This window comes from Fibrella musci (genome assembly GCF_041321105.1).
In the GTDB taxonomy this organism is placed as follows: domain Bacteria; phylum Bacteroidota; class Bacteroidia; order Cytophagales; family Spirosomataceae; genus Fibrella; species Fibrella musci.
Map to the genome: position 1 here is coordinate 25,175 of NZ_JBGGWD010000004.1, position 20,543 is coordinate 45,717.

18 protein-coding genes are annotated in these 20,543 nt (G+C 51.2%); 7 read left to right on the plus strand and 11 right to left on the minus strand.

The genetic code is table 11. The features are described 5' to 3' along the window. Positions 1–190: 190 nt before the first annotated feature. The 7 genes from ACAW74_RS13220 to fcl form a co-directional block, all read right to left on the minus strand. The gene (locus tag ACAW74_RS13220; RefSeq protein ID WP_370698687.1) at positions 191–874 is read right to left on the minus strand and encodes an MAE_28990/MAE_18760 family HEPN-like nuclease; all 684 of its coding nucleotides are present in this window, start codon (positions 872–874) and stop codon (positions 191–193) included. Further along, complete coding sequence (locus ACAW74_RS13225) at positions 871–2,016, minus strand: DUF262 domain-containing protein (RefSeq protein WP_370698688.1); 1,146 nt, start codon at positions 2,014–2,016, stop codon at positions 871–873. The genes ACAW74_RS13220 and ACAW74_RS13225 overlap by 4 nt, the downstream gene beginning before the upstream one ends. A 10-nt stretch (positions 2,017–2,026) precedes the next feature. Continuing rightward, positions 2,027–3,337 carry a DNA methyltransferase gene (locus ACAW74_RS13230; protein ID WP_370698689.1) on the minus strand — a complete coding sequence of 437 codons (1,311 nt, stop codon included), beginning with the start codon at positions 3,335–3,337 and terminating at the stop codon, positions 2,027–2,029. A gap of 132 nt (positions 3,338–3,469) precedes the next feature. Further along, positions 3,470–4,444, minus strand: a complete 975-nt coding sequence (locus ACAW74_RS13235) for an NADPH:quinone oxidoreductase family protein (RefSeq protein ID WP_370698690.1) — start codon at positions 4,442–4,444, stop codon at positions 3,470–3,472. A 117-nt stretch (positions 4,445–4,561) separates the two neighbouring features. Further along, positions 4,562–5,860 carry a UDP-N-acetylglucosamine 1-carboxyvinyltransferase gene (gene murA / locus ACAW74_RS13240; protein WP_370698691.1) on the minus strand — a complete coding sequence of 433 codons (1,299 nt, stop codon included), beginning with the start codon at positions 5,858–5,860 and terminating at the stop codon, positions 4,562–4,564. Between the two features lie 106 nt (positions 5,861–5,966). Next, positions 5,967–6,740 carry a DUF4290 domain-containing protein gene (locus tag ACAW74_RS13245; RefSeq protein ID WP_370698692.1) on the minus strand — a complete coding sequence of 258 codons (774 nt, stop codon included), beginning with the start codon at positions 6,738–6,740 and terminating at the stop codon, positions 5,967–5,969. A gap of 102 nt (positions 6,741–6,842) precedes the next feature. Continuing rightward, positions 6,843–7,784, minus strand: coding sequence for a GDP-L-fucose synthase (fcl, locus tag ACAW74_RS13250; RefSeq protein WP_370698693.1), 942 nt, complete (start codon positions 7,782–7,784; stop codon positions 6,843–6,845). Positions 7,785–7,973: 189 nt separating this feature from the next. Here fcl and ACAW74_RS13255 point away from each other — a divergent pair, with 189 nt between their 5' ends. Further along, the gene (locus ACAW74_RS13255) at positions 7,974–9,002 is read left to right on the plus strand and encodes a toxin-antitoxin system YwqK family antitoxin (RefSeq protein ID WP_370698694.1); all 1,029 of its coding nucleotides are present in this window, start codon (positions 7,974–7,976) and stop codon (positions 9,000–9,002) included. Positions 9,003–9,051: 49 nt separating this feature from the next. Here ACAW74_RS13255 and ACAW74_RS13260 read toward each other — a convergent pair whose 3' ends face one another. Both ACAW74_RS13260 and ACAW74_RS13265 read right to left on the minus strand, forming a co-directional pair. Then, positions 9,052–9,921, minus strand: a complete 870-nt coding sequence (locus ACAW74_RS13260; RefSeq protein WP_370698695.1) for a hypothetical protein — start codon at positions 9,919–9,921, stop codon at positions 9,052–9,054. Between the two features lie 47 nt (positions 9,922–9,968). Then, positions 9,969–11,405: a DEAD/DEAH box helicase gene (locus ACAW74_RS13265; RefSeq protein WP_370698696.1), complete on the minus strand. Its 1,437-nt coding sequence runs from the start codon at positions 11,403–11,405 to the stop codon at positions 9,969–9,971. A gap of 195 nt (positions 11,406–11,600) precedes the next feature. On the opposite strand from ACAW74_RS13265, the gene ACAW74_RS13270 reads away from it, so the two are divergent. Further along, positions 11,601–12,425 (plus strand): hypothetical protein, encoded by an 825-nt coding sequence (locus ACAW74_RS13270; RefSeq protein WP_370698697.1) that lies wholly within the window; start codon positions 11,601–11,603, stop codon positions 12,423–12,425. A gap of 35 nt (positions 12,426–12,460) precedes the next feature. Continuing rightward, a complete protein-coding gene (locus ACAW74_RS13275; protein ID WP_370698698.1) occupies positions 12,461–13,330 on the plus strand; it encodes a geranylgeranylglycerol-phosphate geranylgeranyltransferase in 870 nt (289 codons plus the stop codon). Here ACAW74_RS13275 and ACAW74_RS13280 read toward each other — a convergent pair whose 3' ends face one another. Then, positions 13,331–13,777: a MarR family winged helix-turn-helix transcriptional regulator gene (locus ACAW74_RS13280; protein ID WP_370698699.1), complete on the minus strand. Its 447-nt coding sequence runs from the start codon at positions 13,775–13,777 to the stop codon at positions 13,331–13,333. A 212-nt stretch (positions 13,778–13,989) separates the two neighbouring features. Here ACAW74_RS13280 and ACAW74_RS13285 point away from each other — a divergent pair, with 212 nt between their 5' ends. The 4 genes from ACAW74_RS13285 (at position 13,990) to ACAW74_RS13300 (ending at position 18,597) form a co-directional block, all read left to right on the plus strand. Beyond that, the gene (locus ACAW74_RS13285) at positions 13,990–15,117 is read left to right on the plus strand and encodes an HlyD family secretion protein (protein ID WP_370698700.1); all 1,128 of its coding nucleotides are present in this window, start codon (positions 13,990–13,992) and stop codon (positions 15,115–15,117) included. Positions 15,118–15,119: 2 nt separating this feature from the next. Next, on the plus strand, positions 15,120–16,742 hold the full coding sequence (locus ACAW74_RS13290; protein ID WP_370698701.1) for a DHA2 family efflux MFS transporter permease subunit: 1,623 nt from the start codon (positions 15,120–15,122) through the stop codon (positions 16,740–16,742). Positions 16,743–16,833: 91 nt separating this feature from the next. Continuing rightward, positions 16,834–18,138: a TolC family protein gene (locus ACAW74_RS13295; protein WP_370698702.1), complete on the plus strand. Its 1,305-nt coding sequence runs from the start codon at positions 16,834–16,836 to the stop codon at positions 18,136–18,138. 219 nt (positions 18,139–18,357) lie between these two features. After that, positions 18,358–18,597: an acyl carrier protein gene (locus tag ACAW74_RS13300; protein ID WP_370698703.1), complete on the plus strand. Its 240-nt coding sequence runs from the start codon at positions 18,358–18,360 to the stop codon at positions 18,595–18,597. A gap of 158 nt (positions 18,598–18,755) precedes the next feature. Here ACAW74_RS13300 and ACAW74_RS13305 read toward each other — a convergent pair whose 3' ends face one another. Then, a complete protein-coding gene (locus ACAW74_RS13305; protein ID WP_370698704.1) occupies positions 18,756–20,474 on the minus strand; it encodes a GMC oxidoreductase in 1,719 nt (572 codons plus the stop codon). Positions 20,475–20,543 lie beyond the last annotated feature (69 nt).

A 20,543-nucleotide genomic window follows, 5' to 3' on the forward strand; every position in this document is an offset into this window, starting at 1 on the left:
GATCCGTGAGTAAGTCTGTAAAGTCAGGTAAAGTAGCTAAGGCCATTGTCGAGCCCAATTACCAAATGGATGTAGCAAGACTTTACGGACTAATTCACGGATCAATAGGTTAATTCACAGCTTGAAATGTGTCTGTATATTGGTACTTTTTAAGCTGTGAATTAATGAAATATAGATAACTACTCAAAAATTATTTAATAAAACTTTTTGACCTACACGACTTTAAAACTAAGTCTTTAACAAAATACATAGTTTTATAAGTACTGCTTACTAGATCTTCATAATCTTTTCTCTTTATACCTTCCCTCATAGATCCGTGTGCTATACTGTTTCTGAAATTTAGCAACTTGTGTATATCACCTTCAACTTTCGTTATTTCGTTATAATCTAGTCCAAGCTTATATAAATTTTTCTTTAATACTACTGGCTTCAAATTTGATTCCATGTCAACTACGCCATCTGGTATAATGACGATAGTTTCGTCAAAAGAATTTACTTTTTCAATAAACTCTTTATCTCTTGCAAACCTGTGAAGCGGAGTATCGTCAGGTAAGTCCTTTTTGAATGTAGCATTCTTTTTTTCAGGATTTCTTAATTCCTGAAAAACATGATAAAGTGATGCAGCTACAATAGAAGAGTTTGCCACTTTGCATTTTACCTTTTCGTTATTTATAATATTTATATAAAGCAAGAGGGTAAATTTAACAAACCCTTCAAAGTGGGCATACAATAGCGGAATGAGGGACCTTCTTGCCTGCTCTAACTGATCTTCTGAATTCAGGTTTTTTGAGAAAATATTTTGAAAAAACCTAATCTCACCTTGACGCCAATCTAGTTCAGATTCTATCTGGGCATAAATAGTCGATATGTTCATAGACTATCTTGGATTACATCTTTGACAAAAGATACTCTAGATTTTAGCTGGCCTGATGAGTTTTTGCCACCTCCTGTAACCATATTTACAAACTTAGTGTCTGTCTTAATTTTGTTGAAAATATCTTTTAGTTTTTCGATCTGTTTAGAGTCGTTAATATCTATAGAAGATAAAAAAGGTTGTATCCCAATTGTGAGAGCTTCATAGTGGTATACGCCAAAGGCGCGATTAATAGCTGTAGAATTTTTGTTGACATTTCCAAATGATTTGTCTCCTAAGGTTTTTTCGAATATGGTAAACGTTTTTTTGAAAACTGCTTCTTCGTAAATGTAATCAAATTGAGCAGGATTTTCTGGATCAGAAACAGATTCCATATATTCTGTCAAATAATCTGCTACATCATGTTTGAAATTATTTAGAGCATTTTTGAAAGCAAAAAATCTTAAAACTAATTCTTGATCAAAAGCTTTCAGGATTTGTTCGTACGTAATAATTTGCGTTACACAGCTTGAGAATTCAGAATAATTACTAAGCTTAATAATAAAATTATTAAATTCAGGGTCTAAAAGCCTAATTGTACAATTACGTACTTGCTGTTCTGATAGTAATTCGCCTCCTGTATTTAATCTTTTAAACATATGATATTTAAATTTAGGATCACTCCCTTTCCTAACCACTTCAACTCTTACGAATGCTCTTTTTAATTTTATTTGTAAAGCTGTTCCTAAATCATCCCAAGTATTACCATTGAGTTCAGGAACAATATCGCAATCGCTTAAAATTAACTTCTCGCCAATCTGTACTGGTGGTTTCAGATGTTTAGCTTCCAATTCTCCTCTTAAATGTAGATAGGAAGATATTCTTTGTAGTCCATCTATTAGCATATAACTGCCATCGTTTTCTTCAATAACATATATAGGCGGCACAGGCATCTCCAGCAATAGAGATTCTATAAACCTCGAACGAGCACCTTCAGTCCATCTAAAAAGACGCTGAAATTCTGGACTGATGTTAAGCTCCCCGCTCATTTTCATGTCCAATAGTTCGTTAAATGATAAATCTAAACTCTGGGTGTGGACTTTGGTTAACTTATCCTCTAATGTATTTATTAGATGAACCACTGTATCAGTTTTCTTAGTCATTGCCATTTTTTTAATCGTTAATTTTTTCGAGACAAATTACACTTTCAGTCGCTAAAGTGCTTGATCTGTATTTTTTTACTCTAGGATTAATTGATGAGATCGCAGTGTTAGATCTGAAGTCTTTTCTCAACTTAATCTTAAGACCCTTATGTTGCGACATCTCAATTAATATTTGGGGCAAGTTATTATGAATATCTTTGTAATATGAATCTTGAACTACAATAATACAGTTTCCGTTCTTCTTTAAAACTCTATTGATTTCGTTTAAGGAAAGAAATATTGAATTAAAATAACTCGTGTGAGATTTATAATAATAAGTTTTTGACGCCCTTGAAGAATGATTATAAACTTTATTCAGAAAGGAAGTGCATGTGTCTCCCCAATTGGAGCTAATATCAATAGGATTTTTTGGAACAGTAGTTGTGCCGATTAAATTTCTTCTCAAATTAGAAAATCCTGATTCGTTGCCAATTCCTAGTATAGCTAATTCTGGCATTGTTGCTACGGCATAATCTATTCTTGTGCAATATGGAGGTGATGTAATTATTAAATCGATAGATTCTGATTGCCAAGGCAGTAATTCAGAGGACGCAACAGAAAAGTTTGTTCTTGCGTTAGTGATTCCACTATATAATACATCATAACTCATCTTATTCAACATAATATCTATTTCTTGTTGAAATAGATTAATTAAAACTTTGCTATTCAGGTCAATCCTAGAATTTTCGTTTTTTGCAATCTTAACCCAAGTTGGGTTAGAACCTAAAAAATTCTTTAATATACCTCTTAATGTTCTGAACAAGCATATGTAAAAAAAGCAAGCTATGCAGGATATTCCTTCTCCTGATGAATCTTCTAGATTGATAATTAGATTGTGATTTTCTGGGCTGATTAGTAAATGCTTTATAGCTAACTCTAAATTTCTGAAGCACTTCACAGATGAATCATTCAGCCATAGACCGAGCGGGTCATTTTTTAATTCTATTGTATATTTTTTATGTGATTTTTTAACAATATCATTTGTTATAGGTACTATGCTCGGAATATCTAAAACGTTTAGTAAGCAAGCCTTTGCAGCTATTAACATTATAGGATTTAAGTCAACTCCTTTGCTTTCGAAACCAAAAGCATTTGCCATTGTTGTGGTAGTCCCCCCACCATTCCAAGGGTCAGCAATACAGAAAGCTTGTCTGTTCTCGATATTACACAATATGTTATATATGAATTCTGACGAAAACCCTGCGTAATATGGAAACCAGTTAGTTCGACTATATTCTTTAGGAGATCTTTTTGGGTTTGAGATATTGAATTGTTGTAACATTGTTGAAGCGTTCAATTTGTTAAAGGTATTGAAGAAAGAAGATAGTTATCCAAGCTGTCCCCAATACCATTTCATAAATATAATAATATCGACGAAATTCAAAAAAACCGTCACAGATATATACAGGAGGTCTTACGGTACAATCAATACCTTACCCATCAATTTTCGGCCAAGCATTTCGTTAAGTGCGTCGGCGGCACCGTCAAGCGGGTACGTAGCGTGGATGTGAGGGACGAGGTGTCCCTGTTGCCAGAAGTCGAGTAGCTCGCGCACGTTCTGCGCATTGTCTTTGGGCTGACGTTCGGCGAAAGCGCCCCAGAAGACCCCCACCACCGAACAGCCTTTCAGCAGTGGCAGATTAAAAGGTAAGGCCGGAATAGGTCCCGCGGCAAAACCAACCACCAGATAGCGCCCGCCCCAGGCCATCGAGCGCAAGGCCGGTTCAGCAAGATCGCCCCCAACCGGGTCGTATACGACATCGACGCCGCGCTTGCCGGTCAATTCATTTAGGCGGTCACGGAGGTTTTGCGTGGTATAATTGATAGTCTCGTCGGCGCCGTATTGGCGGCAGAGGGCAAGCTTTTCGTCGGTCGAGGCAGCAGCGATTACTCGTGCTCCCATCAGTTTAGCGAGCGTAACCGCTGCCAGCCCCACGCCACCGGCTGCGCCCAGCACTAACAATGTCTCGCCGGAACGTACCTGCGCTCGTTGTTTCAGCGCGTGGTAGGAGGTACCGTAGGTATACATGAGCGAGGCGGCCGTGGTGTAGTCCATCCCCGCTGGCATCGGAAACGTTTTGAACCCATCGGCCAGTACGCTTTCGGCAAAACCGCCCCAGCCTGTCAGCGCAAATACGTTGTCGCCCGGCTTCAGGTACGTTATGCCCTCACCCACGGCGCGCACAACGCCTGCCACTTCACCGCCTGGCGAAAACGGAAACGGGGGGTTGAACTGGTACTTGCCTTCGATAATAAGTGTATCAGGAAAGTTGACGCCACAGGCTTTCACATCGATCACCACGTTGCCCGGTGAGGCGCTGGGTACGTCGATCTGGTCAACAACGAGGCTTTCAGGCGGGCCATACTGGCGGCAGAGAACAGCTTTCATGGTATTACGTTTAAACGCGAAGGCGCCAAGGTGTTGCAAAGGGCGCTAAGTACAAATCTTGGTAAAGAAAAGCTTTGCGTTCTTTGCGACACCTTGACGCCTTCGCGTTTAAAAAAATTACAACCGCGTGATCTCGGCGCCGATGGCGTTGAGGCGGGTGTCGATGTTCTGGTAGCCCCGGTCGATTTGCTCGATGTTGTCGATGATGCTTGTGCCATTGGCTGACAGGGCGGCAATCAGAAGCGACACGCCGGCCCGAATATCAGGCGACGACATACGGATGCCACGCAGTTGCTGATGCCGACCCAACCCGACAACTGTAGCCCGGTGCGGATCGCAGAGGATAATCTGCGCGCCCATTTCGATGAGTTTATCGACGAAGAACAAGCGGCTTTCAAACATTTTCTGATGAATGAGCACGGTGCCACTCGCCTGAATAGCCGTCACCAGCACAATGCTGAGCAGATCGGGGGTGAAACCGGGCCAGGGCGAATCGGCCACGGTCATCATACCACCGTCGAGGAAGGTTTCAACTTCATACAGCTCCTGCGACGGGATATGAATATCGTCGCCACGGAACTCCATCTGAATACCCAGCCGCTTGAATACGTCGGGGATAATGCCCAGTTCTGGAATCTGACAATTTTTGATCGTGATTTCCGACTGCGTCATGGCGGCCAGGCCAATAAACGAACCGATCTCGATCATATCGGGCAGCATGGTATGCTCGGTGCCCTGTAGTTCCGAAACCCCCTCAATGATGAGTAGGTTAGAGCCCACGCCGGAGATCTTGGCCCCCATGCGATTGAGCATTTTGCTCAGCTGCTGCAAATACGGCTCGCAGGCGGCGTTGTAGATGGTGGTAGTACCCTCGGCCATCACGGCGGCCATCAATACGTTGGCTGTGCCCGTTACCGACGCCTCGTCGAGCAGCATGTAAGCTCCTTTAAGGGCTTCTCCTTCAACACGGTAAAAGTCGCCGTCGTAGTGGAATTTGGCCCCGAGTTTCTCGAAGCCCAGGAAGTGCGTATCGAGCCGCCGACGGCCAATTTTGTCGCCGCCCGGCCGGGGAATGCGTCCCTGTTTGTAGCGAGCCAGCATAGGCCCCAGCAGCATCACCGAACCCCGCAGGGCCGCCGCTTTGCTCTTGTAAGCCGGTGTGTCGAGGTACTCCAGATTCACATCGGAGGCCACAAACCGGTACGATCCTTCTTTGAGTTTGGTAACCCACACGCCCATATCGCCCAGTAGGTCGATGAGCTGATTGACGTCGCGGATGTTCGGAATATTGTGAATGGTGACCGGCTCTTTGGTCAGCAGCACGGCGCACAGGATTTGGAGGGCTTCGTTTTTTGCCCCCTGCGGTACCAGTTCGCCCTGTAGCTTCCGCCCGCCAGTAATTTTGAATGAAGCCATTTTAGAAATGTACAATGAAGAATGAACACTGCGGTTTACCGCTCCAGTACAATGAATAATGTACAGTGAGTGAGATAGGCTCATTGTACATTATTCATTGTACATTCTACCGGCCTCTGCGCCGGTTGTTGTTATTGGTGTTGCCCCGGAAGTTGTTGCGATTGCTGTTGCCATTGCCACTGCTCCCGCCACTGTTGTTGCCCCGGAAGTTACGGTGTCCGCCTGCGTTGCGGTTGCGGCCCTGGTTCTGCTTGGTCGGGAAGTTATTGTTGGGCTGACGGCCATTCCGACCCAGCCGCTGTGGCTGTTCGTCTTCGCCTTCGCGCGGGTTTGACTCAATCAGGCCTTCCGACCGGATGAGCGAGATATCGGGGGCCAGCATCCCCCGCGAAATATCGAGCAGGCTCTGGTAGATGGTCTCATCTTCTACGTTCTCCTTATTCCAGGTGGTGTAGAAGTTTTTCATGAGCCGTACCAGATACGATACGAACCCGCGGCGCTCTTCGGCGTCATCGGTGTCGATAGCCCGCTGCACCAGCAAGTTCACGTTCTGCCCAAAGTGCTTGTATTTGAGATTCCGGTACTTGTAATCGACTTTTTTAGGCTTTTGGCCCAGCGCGTCGGGCGATGGCGGCGGAAACGGGCTGTCGACATCGAGCTGAAAGCCCGACATCAGGTAGAGGTCATCCCACAGCTTGTTGCTGTAGTCCTGCCCATCCTTCATAGCCGGATGCAACTGCCGCATCAGTTCGATCAGCACGTAAGCCTGCCGCGTCCGTTTTTCGCGGTCGTCGATAGTGAGCAGGTAGTTCACCATTTTCTGGATGCTGCTACCATACTCCTTTAAATGGATATTCTCCGAATTGAGGGATGCTGTCATAAATAAACGTTCAACGGGTCATGTCCAAAGTCTAAAGTTGTGTCACGCACCCACGCCAGTCGTTGGGCCATGCCACGTTGAACGTTAGACGTCAAACAAAAATTAGCTCACATACACTTCCTCATTCTTGAGGAAGTCCTGGTAAGTGGCAGCGAGACCTTCGCGCAGGCCAATACGATGCTTGTAGCCCATGTCGTGGAGGCGCGATACGTCCATCAACTTACGGGGCGTGCCATCGGGCTTGTCGGTATTCCAGCGGAGTTCGCCTTCGAAACCGACCGTTTCTTTCACTAATTCGGCCAATTCTTTAATGGTTACTTCGTCGCCCGTACCAACGTTAACGAACTGTTCGCCATCATAATTATTCATCAGGTACACGCAGGCCTCGGCAAGGTCGTCAGCGTGCATAAATTCGCGAAAAGGTGACCCTGTACCCCAAACTTCCACAAACTCTTGGTTGTTCACCTTCGCTTCGTGAAACTTCCGTATCAGCGCCGGCAACACGTGCGAGCCTTGCAGGTCGTAGTTGTCGTTAGGGCCATACAGGTTGGTAGGCATCGCCGAAATGAAATTGGCGTCGTATTGGCTCCGGTAGGCCTCACATAGCTTAATCCCCGCAATTTTAGCAATGGCGTAGGGCTCATTGGTAGGCTCCAGAAAACCGCTCAGCAGGTAGTCTTCCTTCAGCGGCTGAGGTGCCAGTTTCGGGTAGATACACGACGAACCCAGAAACAGCAGCTTTTTTACACCATTCTGATAAGCGCTATGAATGATGTTGGCTTCGATGATCAGGTTGTCGTACAGAAATTCGGCCCGGTAAATATTGTTGGCCAGAATGCCGCCTACTTTGGCCGCCGCCAGAAAGACATAGTCAGGTTTTTCATCGGCGAAAAACGTTGCCACCGCTTCCTGATTGCGCAGGTCCAGCTCAGATGAGGTGCGGGCTACAATGTTTTGATAACCATGAGCGTTGAGGTAACGGACAATTGCTGAACCGACCATGCCGCGGTGACCAGCTACATAAATTTTTGCGTCTTTTTCCACTGCTGAAGTGAGATAGCCGTTTGCCCGTTTCGGCGTGGCCCTTTTTTTGTGAATCCGTTTCTGTATAAATGCGTTGCACCACCATATATCGGTTGCGCAACGATACAAAACTAACAAACTTCATCGGCCCAACGATTCCCACCTACTCAGATACCCATTAAACCTGTTTCGTGCGGTCTCATTAGCTCTATGTTTCGCGTATTTCTTTTACTTAGCATATGCTGTATCCCGGTTACGGTATTGGTGGCTCAAACTACGGCCCCCTCTGCCCTAACCACCGCGGGCGGCCCGCCGGTAGCGGTGCCTGCCAAGCAAAAAGGCGGTTTCTTGAAAAAAGTGGCCGAGCAGGCCGGTGTGCCCGCCAGTGTGGTCAGCGATCCGCTCTCGACTACGGCTTACGGCTTACCAGCCATTCCGAAGAAGGACTCGACCGGAAGCATGTTGAGCAATGTACTGGGGTCTGACATGGTCGACCTTGGCCTGAAGATTAAATCGTTTACCAAAAAGAAGGACGACAAACGGGCGAAGAAGAAAGCCTCGAAAACCGACTACGAAGGGCTGGCTATGGTTCGTCAGTTTATCAAGATCGGTAGCGGCGATCGAACCATCGTAGAGGAGTTCCATGTCCTGCGCGAATGGCAGGATCCCAACAAGTATGCTCGTGAGGTTTACGGCTACAACCCTAAAGAAAGCCGGATCAAGGTACTGAATAAGGACCTGGACAACGTGTATCTGCTTCATGGCCCCTACAAACGCTATCAGAATGGCGATCTGGTCGAAGAGGGATACTATTATGTCGGTACCAAAGATGGGCGCTGGGAGAAATACGATCCCAAGTTCATGCTTGTCGACAAGGTACGTTATCATCGGGGCTTCCCGGCCGAGGCACAGATCACTTATTACGATTCAGCCCATACCAAAATCAAAGAAGTGATGCCCTATGAGTACGGTAAGCTGAAAGGAACGTACCTGGCGTTTCATCCCAACGGCCAACTAGCCGAAGAAGGGCGATATGACAGCGGGGTGAAGGTTGGTCGCTGGACGGAATATTACCCCAATGCCACTCGCCGATTCCGTAAGCGAACAACGCAGTACAGCCGCGACCGCTGGGAAGTGCCGTTTGATTCCTACACGCTAACGGAGTGGGATGAAAAGGGCAAAATCACCTACGAACGCCCGAAAGACAAAGAGGTTGACGCTGAGGAAGAGACAGAGTAGAAACCTTGTATCAGCGGGCGGTTTAAACCCCCGCTGATACAAGGTGCCATTATTTAAACAACCCGATCGGGTCTGGCTCTTTGGCCAGTAGTTCCTGGATGTAGACGAGATCGATGGAAGATAGGTCGATCTTGTAGGCTTTGTGCAAATATGCCCAGGCGTTGCGGTATTCGCCCTGCTGGTAGCTGATCTGCGAAAGGCGAGCAAAGGCAGTGGCGTGCGACGGATTCAGGAAAATAGCTTTCTGAAGATGATCGCGGGCGTCGGTGAGGCTGGTTGTATCGTGCTTCGCCTGATAGTACTCCAACTCGACAGTAGCCAGATCAGTCAGCAAAACGGCGTTGGTATCGGCCAGTGCCGCTCCGCGTTTCAGCATGTTAATGGCATCGGAGAGCTGATTTCGCTGGTAACATACCACCCCAAGTCCCCAGAAAGCATCGCCGTTTTTATCGTTGAGCAGATTGGCCAGATTGAACCGATAAGCGGCCGTGTCCAGTTGCGCTTCGCTGACATATTCCCAGCCGCGCGCCGCAAAAAACTGACTGGCTTCTTCCCGCGAGTTGAAATTCTGATCACACTCGTTCAGGAACCGGATCTCGTCTTCGATCTGCTGCGCCGATTTAGAGCGCCCGCCGAACAGGGGCAAAATGCGAACGTCGACTTCACGAACGGTGGTCGTTTCTGCCGGGGCCGGGGGAGCGGGTTGCACGAGATGGGCTACTGCCGATTCGGCTACCGGTGGCGTTTTCGTTGCCGAGCCAGCCGGTTTTGCCGCCGAACGGGTTGCTTTCACCATCACCGGGGTACGTGCCTGCGCGTGGGCTAGCGCAGGTAACAACAGCCAGCCCCACATGAGAACCTGCGAGAGGCCCCCAGCGGTTTTGGATGGTCCGTTATGAGGATAAGCCTTGTGATGCATAGCTATCGTAGAACGATAGGACAACCAAGTTAGTACGTAGTTACCGATTATCGTCGGCCCGATCGTGGTTTTTTACCACCTCGATTCGCTGACGCTGAGCGACTTGACGATTTGGGGCCGCCGCTCGTAGCCCGCTTTTTTAATCCACCACCGGGGCTACCCGCAGCACCCGATTTTGCTTTGGCGCTGCTCCCACGGCCACCCGCCGACCGCTTGGTGGCCCGTGCCGCAAACGGGTTTTTCTTTTCGTGAAAAGCACCCAGAAACGTTGGGTCATCTTTGCGTCGCTGCTCGTCGATTTCGCGGAGCATATCCTGCTTTTCGTCGAAAGGCGTCTCTGTTTGCTCAACTTCGTTTGGAATGGGCCGCCGCGGAATGGTCATCCGAATGATTTTCTCAATTTTAGCGACGTGGTATTCTTCGGACATCGTTACGAACGTAATGGCCTCGCCCGTATGGTTGGCGCGGCCGGTACGTCCGATGCGGTGCACATAATCTTCGTAGATCAGCGGTACGTCGAAGTTGATCACGTGTGAAACCTCAGCCACGTCGATGCCGCGCGCGGCCACGTCGGTGGCTACTAGTACCCGCACATTACCTTCCTTGAACGCCTCCATGGAGTTGATGCGCGTATTCTGACCTTTGTTGGCGTGAATAACGCGCACGTTCCCAGCTTCTATCACTTTTCGAGCCAGAAACTTGTAGACGTTTTCGGCATTGGTTTTAGTGCGGGTGAAGACGATGACGCGCTGAAAGGATTCCTGCAAAATGAGGTAGTTGAGCAGGTTGATTTTCGTGCGGAAGTTGGGTACGTCGTAAATGATCTGCTCAACCATCTGAGCCGTAGACGCCTGGGGGGTTACTTCAATCCGGATCGGCGCTTCCAGAAACTCCGACGATAGCCGCTCGACTTTATCGGGAAAAGTCGCCGAGAACAGCAGGTTCTGCCGTTTGCGCGGGATCACTTCCAGAATGGCCCGAATCTGCGGCATGAAACCCATGTCCATCATCTTATCGGCCTCGTCGAGGACCATTACTTTCAGGTCTTTGGTCACGATCTCGCCCAGGCGGTAGAGGTCGTTGAAGCGACCCGGCGTGGCCACGATAATATCGACGCCGGCCTGTAGCCGCTCAATCTGCGTTTTGGGACCTAAGCCACCATAAATAGCGACGTGCCGGATGTCGGTATGCACAGCCAACTGCCCGATGGCCTCGTTGATCTGCATAACCAGTTCACGGGTAGGGGCGAGGATCAGCGCGCGCGGGGCCGTTCCCTGCGCGAACTTGATGCGCATCAACAGCGGCAGCACGTAGGCGGCGGTTTTGCCCGTACCGGTCTGGGCGATACCCAGCACGTCGTGGTTCCCCAGCACAACCGGAATGGCCTTTTGCTGAATGGGCGTGGGTTCGGTATACCCCGCGTCGGCGACTGCGTTGAGCAACTGCCGATTCAGCGCAAAGTCCTCAAATGAAGTGATTTCCATTTCACAAAGGTACGAAGGCTTGGGTCATACCGGGCTTTGTCCGGTGCAAGTAGGTGCTTCGCCGAAGCGACCACTTATCGCGCACAGAACCAATTGTCTGGATATGCTACTATGAAGCATAACCTTAAGTCTAAAGGTTGACGCTGGGCGAAGCATCTGCTTGCACCGGGCAGAGCCCGGTATGACCTTTGTCGAATGCTTACCCCCTTTACGCTGACTCCACTTACACCAACCTTGTCGCTCCACCAGATCGACCTGGATACGTATGCTTACTGGCTGGCGCAGGGACCCGACCCGACGTTCTTCTTCCAGGAACTAACCAACCAGCTATCCGAGCAGGGGCAGCGGGTTGTGCATTTGTGGAGCGATGTGGAGCGGCAGAAACCGGCCATCGTAGCCTCGCGGCTGGCAGCCCTACAGGGTGAGTCGATTCGGGTGCCGGGGCGACTTACACAGGTACGTCGGATCGACAAAGCGACGGCAATGGCGTTTCTGACAGACCATCACTTACAGGTGCCGCTGCCCGGCAAAGTGCGGTATGGGCTCTTCCTGCCTAGTCGCTACTACCGAGTATTGCCGACCCCACCCGGACGCGGGACCGCCCCGGGTGGGGTAGAAGAGCTCCTGTTGGCGGTGGCGACGTTTGCGCAGCCCCGGCAGATGATGCAGGCAGAACAACCCTACCGCTCGGCGGAATTATTGCGGTTTGCCAATCGGGTGGGATTTACCGTCGTGGGGGGGCTGGATAAACTGTTGGCAACGTACCTGCGCAACCACCCGGCCGACGATCTGATGACGTATGCCGATCGTGACTGGTCGGACGGAGCGAGCTACCGCAAACTGGGCTTCGAGGCTGTCAGCGACACGCCCCCTCAACGATTCTGGGTTCATCCCGACGAATGCATTCGCTATACCGACACGACCTTGCCAACTGGCGTTGAGGTAACCAATGCCCACTTACTGGGATACCTACCTGTTTTCAACGCTGGGAGTCGTAAGTTTGTGAGACGTGTAGTCTAGCGAATTTTCGTGGCTACCGAGACAACAACGTACTCATGACCCGACCCATACCCTTTTCCGAATTTGTCAAAGGATTTCTGCGGCTGGTACGGGTGCAGAATCTGCTGATCGTGGTCGGTACACAATATCTGGCGCGGGTAGCGCTGATTGGCCCCCGCAGCGACTGGCCCCGCCTCCTGCTTGAACCTCAGTTGTTTATCCTCACCCTTTCGACGGTCTGTATTGCGGCGGCGGGCTATATCATCAATGATTATTTCGATGTCAAGATCGACATCATCAATAAGCCGGAACGGGTTGTGATCGGGCGGTACCTGAAACGCCGCTGGGCCATTACGTTGCATCAGGTGCTCAACGTGGTGGGTTGCTTGCTGGGGTTGTTGCTGAGCCGCTGGGTATTCGTGGTCGATGTATTGTCGGTATCGCTGCTCTGGTTTTATTCGGCTAACCTCAAACGGCAACCGTTCATCGGCAACCTTGTCGTAGCCTTTCTGACGGCCCTTTCGCTCATTGTTCTGGCCGTTTATTATAAGCAGCGCGTCGATTTGTTGATGGTCTACGCGTCGTTTTCGTTTATCGTGACGCTGGTGCGGGAGATCATCAAAGACATGGAGGATATTCGGGGTGATGCTCGTTATGGCTGTCGTACACTGCCGATCATCTGGGGCCTGCGCCGGACTAAGTACCTGCTCTATATTATTATCGCGTCGTTCATCATGACGCTTTTCCTGATGGCCGACTCGCTGAATAACCCGCGCCTCGGCTGGATTTTTATGTTGCTGCTGATTCCGGTAGCCTGGCTGGTTTATCGCCTCGTTATGGCCGATACCCGCCGCAACTTTGCGTACCTCAGCAATCTGTGTAAGCTTATTATGATGATGGGCGTACTCAGTATGGTTTGGGCCTGATTAACGGCACCGGCCCCCATCCAGGCCATCGACCAGATCACGCATGTCGATGATCAGGTTCTGCAAACGTTCCGGCCCAATGATGCTGCTGAAATGATTGTTGGCTTCCTGCATGCACTCCGAAACGGCAAAAAGCAGCGAGAAACCGCGTTCACTCAAAAAGATGCGGCTGGCCCGTGAGTCCTGCTCGTCGCGTTTGGTATAAATGTACCCTTCGCGCTCCAGCAGGTTGACCACCTTGCTCATCATCTGCTTGGTTACATCGGCTTTGCGGGCGAGTTCGTTGTTGGTAATGCCGTTTTCCTCAATGTTGGCAATCAGCCGCAGGTAACTAAGCTTGAAATCGGCAAAGCCACGCTGATGCAGGCGAGGCTCCATAAACTCATCCATAAACCGCTTGAAACGCCAGGCCAATCGCCCCAGCGAACGGCTGCGCATATCCCGCATTTGGGCGTAATCAAAGGTTTTGTTGCTCAATTCCATTTTTTACGGCAAGAAAACAAAAAGTTGAAACCAGTTAAACAAAAACTGACTTACAAATATAGTCAACTTGCTTGACTTTTATAGTCAACCTGGTTTACCTTTGGCTCATTAGCCTGACAGATTGATGATACTATCTGCCAGCATTCACAGCGATAACAACCAAATTATAGTAACCTATGGCAACTGAATCGTCTACGCTGAAAACCTATCTACCCCGTGTGCTGGGTCTGATCGTGTTGATCGCCGCTGCGTATTGGGGTTTCACAGCGTATCGTCACGGTCAGCAATACGAATCGACGGACAATGCGCAGATCGAAGGCAGCACCGCACCCGTACTGGCCCGAGTGGCTGGGTACGTTCAGGACGTGAATGTCGATGACTATGCAACTGTTAAACGGGGACAGCCCCTGCTCACGATCGATCCGCAGGAATATGAGGTAGCCCTGCAACAGGCGGAGGCCGACTACGAATCGACTTTGGCCGACATTCGCACAGCGCAGGCCGATATCCGCAATGCGCAGGCCGACCTGGCTACGGCGCAGGCCAACTCACGCAACACCCAGCAGAGCCTCCGGGTAACGCAGTCGAATGCCGAAGTGCAGGCGGCTCGCCGCAGCAAAGCCCAGGCCGATTTGCAACGCGACCAGAACCTGTTCAACGATCAGTCGCTGACGCGCAAGCAACTCGACGACTCGAAGAACAACCTCGACGTGCAGGAACGTACCTATCGGTCTAGTGAAGAACAGATTGCGCTGGCACGGTCGCAGCAGGGCGTAGCGCAGGCCGGTATTCTGAAAGCGCAGGCGGGTATCCAACGTACCCAGGCCAATATTCAGAAAATGCAGGCCATGTTGAAAGTAAAGGCGGCGGCTGTTCAGAATGCCAAATTGCGGCTGGGCTACGCTAAGCTGACGGCGCCTATCGACGGAAAAATCGGCAAGAAAACCGCGGTGGTTGGCCAGTATGTGCAGCCCGGCCAGACGCTCATGACGATCGTCAACAACAGCACGTTCTGGGTGGTCGCCAATTTCAAAGAAACCCAACTGGAGAAGATGCAGGTTGGGCAGGATGTTGAGATTAAGCTCGATGCCTACCCCGATCTGGACGTGAAAGGACGCGTGGCATCGCTGTCTGAATCAACCGGGGCTAAAACGGCGCTGCTGCCTCCCGATAACGCCTCTGGCAACTTCGTGAAGATCACACAGCGTGTACCGGTGAAAATCGAGATTCTGAACCCCGATCAACTCAAGGACAAACTACGCGCCGGCCTCAGCGTTGATGCGGCCGTTCGGGTAGCCAACTAATCATGGCAGAAACAGCCCTTGCTTCGCCACCTGTTGCGGCTCAGCCAGCCCTGCCTACAGGATTCAAGAAGTGGATCATCGTCATTACGGCTATTACGGCCGCCATCGTTGAACTGATCGACATCTCGATTGTCAACGTGGGGCTGAATGATATCGCGGGTAACCTCGGCGTCACCATCGAAGACGTATCGTGGGTGGTAACGGCCTACGCCATCGCCAACGTGATCGTGATTCCGATGACCGGCTTTTTGCAACGGTATTTTGGTCGAAAAAACTACTATATCGGCTCTATCGTGCTGTTTGCGCTGGCTTCTTACGGTTGTGGCCTGGCCACCAACCTGCCGATGCTTGTGCTGTTTCGGTTCTTGCAGGGGGTAGGCGGCGGCGCGTTGCTGTCGACCTCGCAGGGGTTGATCTACGACGCCTTTCCGCTATCGCAGCGCCCAACGGCGGCGGCCATTTTCGGGGCCGGTATCGTGTTGGGACCAACCCTCGGCCCCACGCTCGGTGGCTATATCATCGACAATTACCATTGGAGCTGGATGTTCTACATCAACGTACCCATTGGGTTGCTGGCAACGTACCTGAGCGTCACCTTCATCGACAAGAAGCCCGACGAACTCAATATCGATCGGGGCAGTATCCGAATCGATACGCTGGGGATTGTGCTGCTGGCCGTCGGGGTCGGGAGCCTGCAATATGTACTGGAGCGGGGCGAAGCCGACGACTGGTTTGATAGTCTCGCTATCCGGTATCTGACGATTGCTACGGCCATTTCAGTGCCCTTATTTGTCTGGTGGGAGTTGCGCGGCACCAACGAACCCGTGGTCGACCTGCGCGTACTGAAAAACCGGAACCTCACGCTCGGTGCCATTCTAATCACCATCGTGGGCTATGGGCTATTTACGTCGGTGCTGCTCTTCCCGTTGTTTGCGCAGCGGATTGTGGGGCTTACGGCCACGCAAACGGGCCTATTGCTGATTCCGGGTGGCTTCGTGACCTTACCGATGTTTGCCATCTCGGGCCGACTGCTGGCTAAAGGTGTATCGCCGCGTAACATCGCGATTGCCGGCTACATCGCGTTCGGTACGTTCTGTTTCATCATGTCGACCTACAACATGGACGCCACCAACAGCTATTTCATCTGGGCGCTCATTATTCGGGGAATCGGGTTGGCGCTGGTTAACGTGCCGCTCATCAATCAGTCGGTGTCGACCCTTGAGCCAAGACAACTGCCCACGGGTATCGCCATCGTCAACATGATGCGTCAGCTTGGCGGGGCGTTCGGCGTAGCCATCACCAACACCTACGTAACGCAGCGTTCGGCCGTGCACCGGGGCGATCTGGTGAGCCACCTACAACCCGGCGACCCGCTTCTCACCGACCGCCTCAACGCGATGTCGCAAGGGCTGATGTCGCGCGGGGTAAACGCTTTCGAGGCCATGTCGGGTGCTTACCGAAACCTTGACCTGATCATACAGAAACAGGCGCTGATGCTGTCCTACCTCGACACGTTCCGGTTGGCGGGGTTGTTCTTCGTGGTATCGTTTCCGCTGCTGTTCCTCCTGAAATCCAAAAAGATGTCTGCCGAAGCCGCCAAAGCCGCTGCCGACGCCGCTCACTAAAACGCATTCAACGGTTGTCGTCGGCACCTTGCCTAGGCTCGTAACGTACCTAGGCAAGGTGCCGACAAAAATCGCCGAATCATTCCACAACATGCGATTTTCACTACTTTCTATACTGGCATTGCTGCCCGGATTGGCGCTGGCGCAGCAATCCCCGACGCTCCCCGACGACCTGCGGGCATTGGTGCAACAGGCTTCGGCCAATTTTCCGCTTCTAAAACAGCAGGAACAACAGATTCAGGCGACCGCGTTGCAGGCCGATCTGGCTCGCACGGCCCTCCGCCCTCAAATCGGGCTGAACGGTTCATACCAGTACATCGACCCCGTTCCGAAAGCGACTCTACCCGTCAATGGGCGCGATGTGACGTTGCAGTTTCAGCCAAATCATAACGTAAATGCCAACGTCGCCATCTCGCAGTCGCTCTATGATTTTGGGCGGACCAGTGCCGCCGTGCAGCGGGCGGGCGATAATCTGCGCATTCAGCAACGGCAGCAGGAGCTGACGCGCCACAACCTGACCTATCAGGTGGCAGCGGCGTATTATGGCATCGGTTTTCTGCAACGGAGCATCGTGGTGCAGGATTCAGTTATTCGCACGGCGGGCGACAACGTGAATGTGCTGTCGGCTCGGCTGCGCAATGGCGACGCCTTGCAGTATGACGTGATCACGCAGCAGGTACGTTTGAAAACGGCACAAAACCGCAAAATCGATCTGCAAAACCAGCTAGATCGGCAACGGGCGTTGCTAACGTACCTGACCGGCAGCGCTGAACCAGCGGTGAGCGCGGCGTCTCAGCAGTTTGGTGATCCTATTCAACCGTTTGTGCTGGAAGGGCAGCTCCAGACGGCGCTGGTCGGCAATAAAGACATACTGGCCGCTCAGGATCGGGTAAAGCTGGCCGAAACGGAGATTCGGATCGACGAGCTGTCTGGGAGACCTAATCTGGTTTTGCAAGGCTCAACCGGTTTCCGCAACGGGTACGTACCTGACGTGAATACGCCCAAGTTTAACGTGGCGGCAGGAGTCGCCTTTTCGATGCCGATCTACGCTGGGCGGCGTTACCGGCTGCAAAATCAGGTGGCGAAGCTGAACCTGAACGCCAACCGGTATGCCGTTGAGAATGCCAACGCGCAACTGCGTCAGCAACTCACACAGCTCAACGCCGATATTGTGGCCAACCAGACCCGGTTACAAAACCTGAACACGCAGGTATTACAAGCCCGTAAAGCGCTCGAACTGGCCCAAACCCGTTTGCGTAATGGCGTCATCACGACGGTAGAACTGGAAAGTGCCGAAACGGGTATTGAGGAGGCTCAACTGGCTCAATTGGCGTTTCAGTACCAATTATTGCTGAATCAACTAGAACTCAAGCGGTTGCTGGGCGAAACCCTCTGATTTTTGCAGAGTACGAGTTACCGAACAGTGGCGTAGCTAAAATCCAGCCGATGCCAGGTTGTAACTCGTACTCTGAAGTGGTTGAGCCTTTCCCTAAAAAATCATAAAATTTATCTTTTTGTTAATTCACAGATGCAACAAAATCAGCGGATTGGGAGTTGACCTAGTAAACACCATCCTCAAAACACAACAATTCAGCTCGAAGACGATACAATGGTTATGAAAGAACAAGTTGTTGATATTCTGAAAAATTTTGGCATCCGGGAATCCGAGCTGACCGATACCGTACACTTCACCCGTGACCTCGGTCTCGACAGTCTGGATACGGTCGATTTGATCATGCATCTGGAGCAGACTTTCGGCATTCGTATTCCTGATGAAGATTACCCCAAGCTGGTGACGCTTAAGGGCGTGCTGGAATACCTCGAAAACGAACAGCAGGTGGGCGTTGCGGCCTAGCGGCCTTTCCGGTTACAGACTACACCTGATTGAATCTGAAGCCCACGACCTGAGTCGAGGGCTTTTTTGTGGGTACGTGTTGCCAAACTGTTGCCCATGCAAAAAGGCCCCGGCTATCAGAGGACAGCCGGGGCCTTTTGCTAAGACGAAAAGGAATCTTAGAGGTTTTGCTTTTTCAACTCTTTCACAGCGAAATCGGCAGCGCGAGCCGTGAGGGCCATGTACGTAAGCGACGGGTTTACGCACGAAGCCGACGTCATGGCAGCGCCATCGGTAACGAACACGTTCTTCACCGAGTGCACCTGGTTGTTGGCGTTCAGCACCGACGTTTTCGGATCGCGACCCATACGGGCAGTACCCATCTCATGAATACCGATGCCGAGGTGTTTCGATTCGTCGTTATAGCCGCGGACGTTTTTCAGACCAGCCGCTTCGAGCATTTCGACAGCATCGTTCATCATGTCCTTCCGCATCTTCTTCTCGTTTTCGCCGTAAGCGGCATCGAACACAAGCTGCGGCAGACCCCAACGGTCTTTTTGGTCGGGCGAAAGGGTAAAGCGGTTATCGGGATTGGGCAGTACTTCGCCAAAACCACCAAGGCCCATTGTCCACGGACCAGGAGTAGTGAGGCTTTCCTTGAAATCGGCCCCAAAGCCCTCCATGCCGTTGCCCCGGTTCCAGCCACCACGGCTCGCGCCGCCTTGATAGCCAAAGCCACGGAGGTAGTCGCGCTTATCGCCGTCCCAGTTCCGGTAACGGGGTACGTAGACACCGTTGGCGCGGCGGCCGTAGTAATATTTGTCTTCCATGCCGTCGAAATCACCCGACGCACCTACCGCAAGGTGATGGTCCATGATGTTACGACCCAGCTGATCAGACTCGTTGCCCATCCCGTTGGGGAACCGGTTCGATTTTGAGTTCATCAGGATCGACGTCGATCCGAAGGCTGAGGCGTTAAGGAAGATAATCTTGGCAAAGTACTCGCGCACGTCTTTCGTGTTCTGGTCGATAACCCGAACGCCCGTAGCGCGGCCTTTTTTCTCATCATACAATACTTCGGCTACGATCGAATCGGGGCGAAGCGTCAGGCGGCCCGTTTTCATGGCAGCGGGCAGCGTAGCGGCCTGCGTGCTGAAGTAGGCACCGAACGGACAACCCCGCATACACTGGTTGCGGTATTGGCAGGCTGCCCGGCCCAGATCCGTGTGCATCGCTTTGGGGTCGGTGAGGTGTGCCACGCGGCCAATGGTGATGCGCCGTTTGCCAAACGCTTTTTCAACCCGTGCTTTCACCTCCTTCTCCACGCAGTTGAGCTCCATGGGGGGCAGGAAGTTGCCGTCGGGCAATACGCTGAGGCCGTCTTTGTTGCCGCTGATGCCAGCGAATCCCTCCACGTAGCTATACCAAGGAGCCAGGTCTTTGTACCGGATCGGCCAATCGACACCTACGCCTTCTTTGAGGTTGGCCATGAAGTCTTCCTCGTTCCAGCGGTAGCTCTGCCGACCCCACATCAGCGAGCGGCCGCCCACGTGATACCCGCGGATCCAGTCCATCGGGCGTTTCTCGATGTAGGGGTTCAGCGAATCGTTTTCGAAGTGGTGGCGCCACTCTTCGTTGGCGGTGTAGCCCGTCCGCATGTTAGCCCAATACTCTTCGGCCGCCTGCGTGGTAATGCGCCCACGGTGGGGGAAGTCCCAGGGATTGTTGGTGGCCGTTACATAGCCTTCAACGTGTTTAATGTCGCGGCCCCGTTCCAGCATCAGCACTTTCAACCCTTTTTGGGTCAGTTCTTTTGCGGCCCAGCCACCTGATATGCCCGATCCGACCACGATCGCATCGTAGGTCATGTCTTTCTGGGCGTCAATGTTGAGATTCATTGTAGAGTAAGTTTTTCAGTTTTCAGTTTGCCGTTTTCAGCTATGGTCGTGTAGCAGATAAAATCTGTC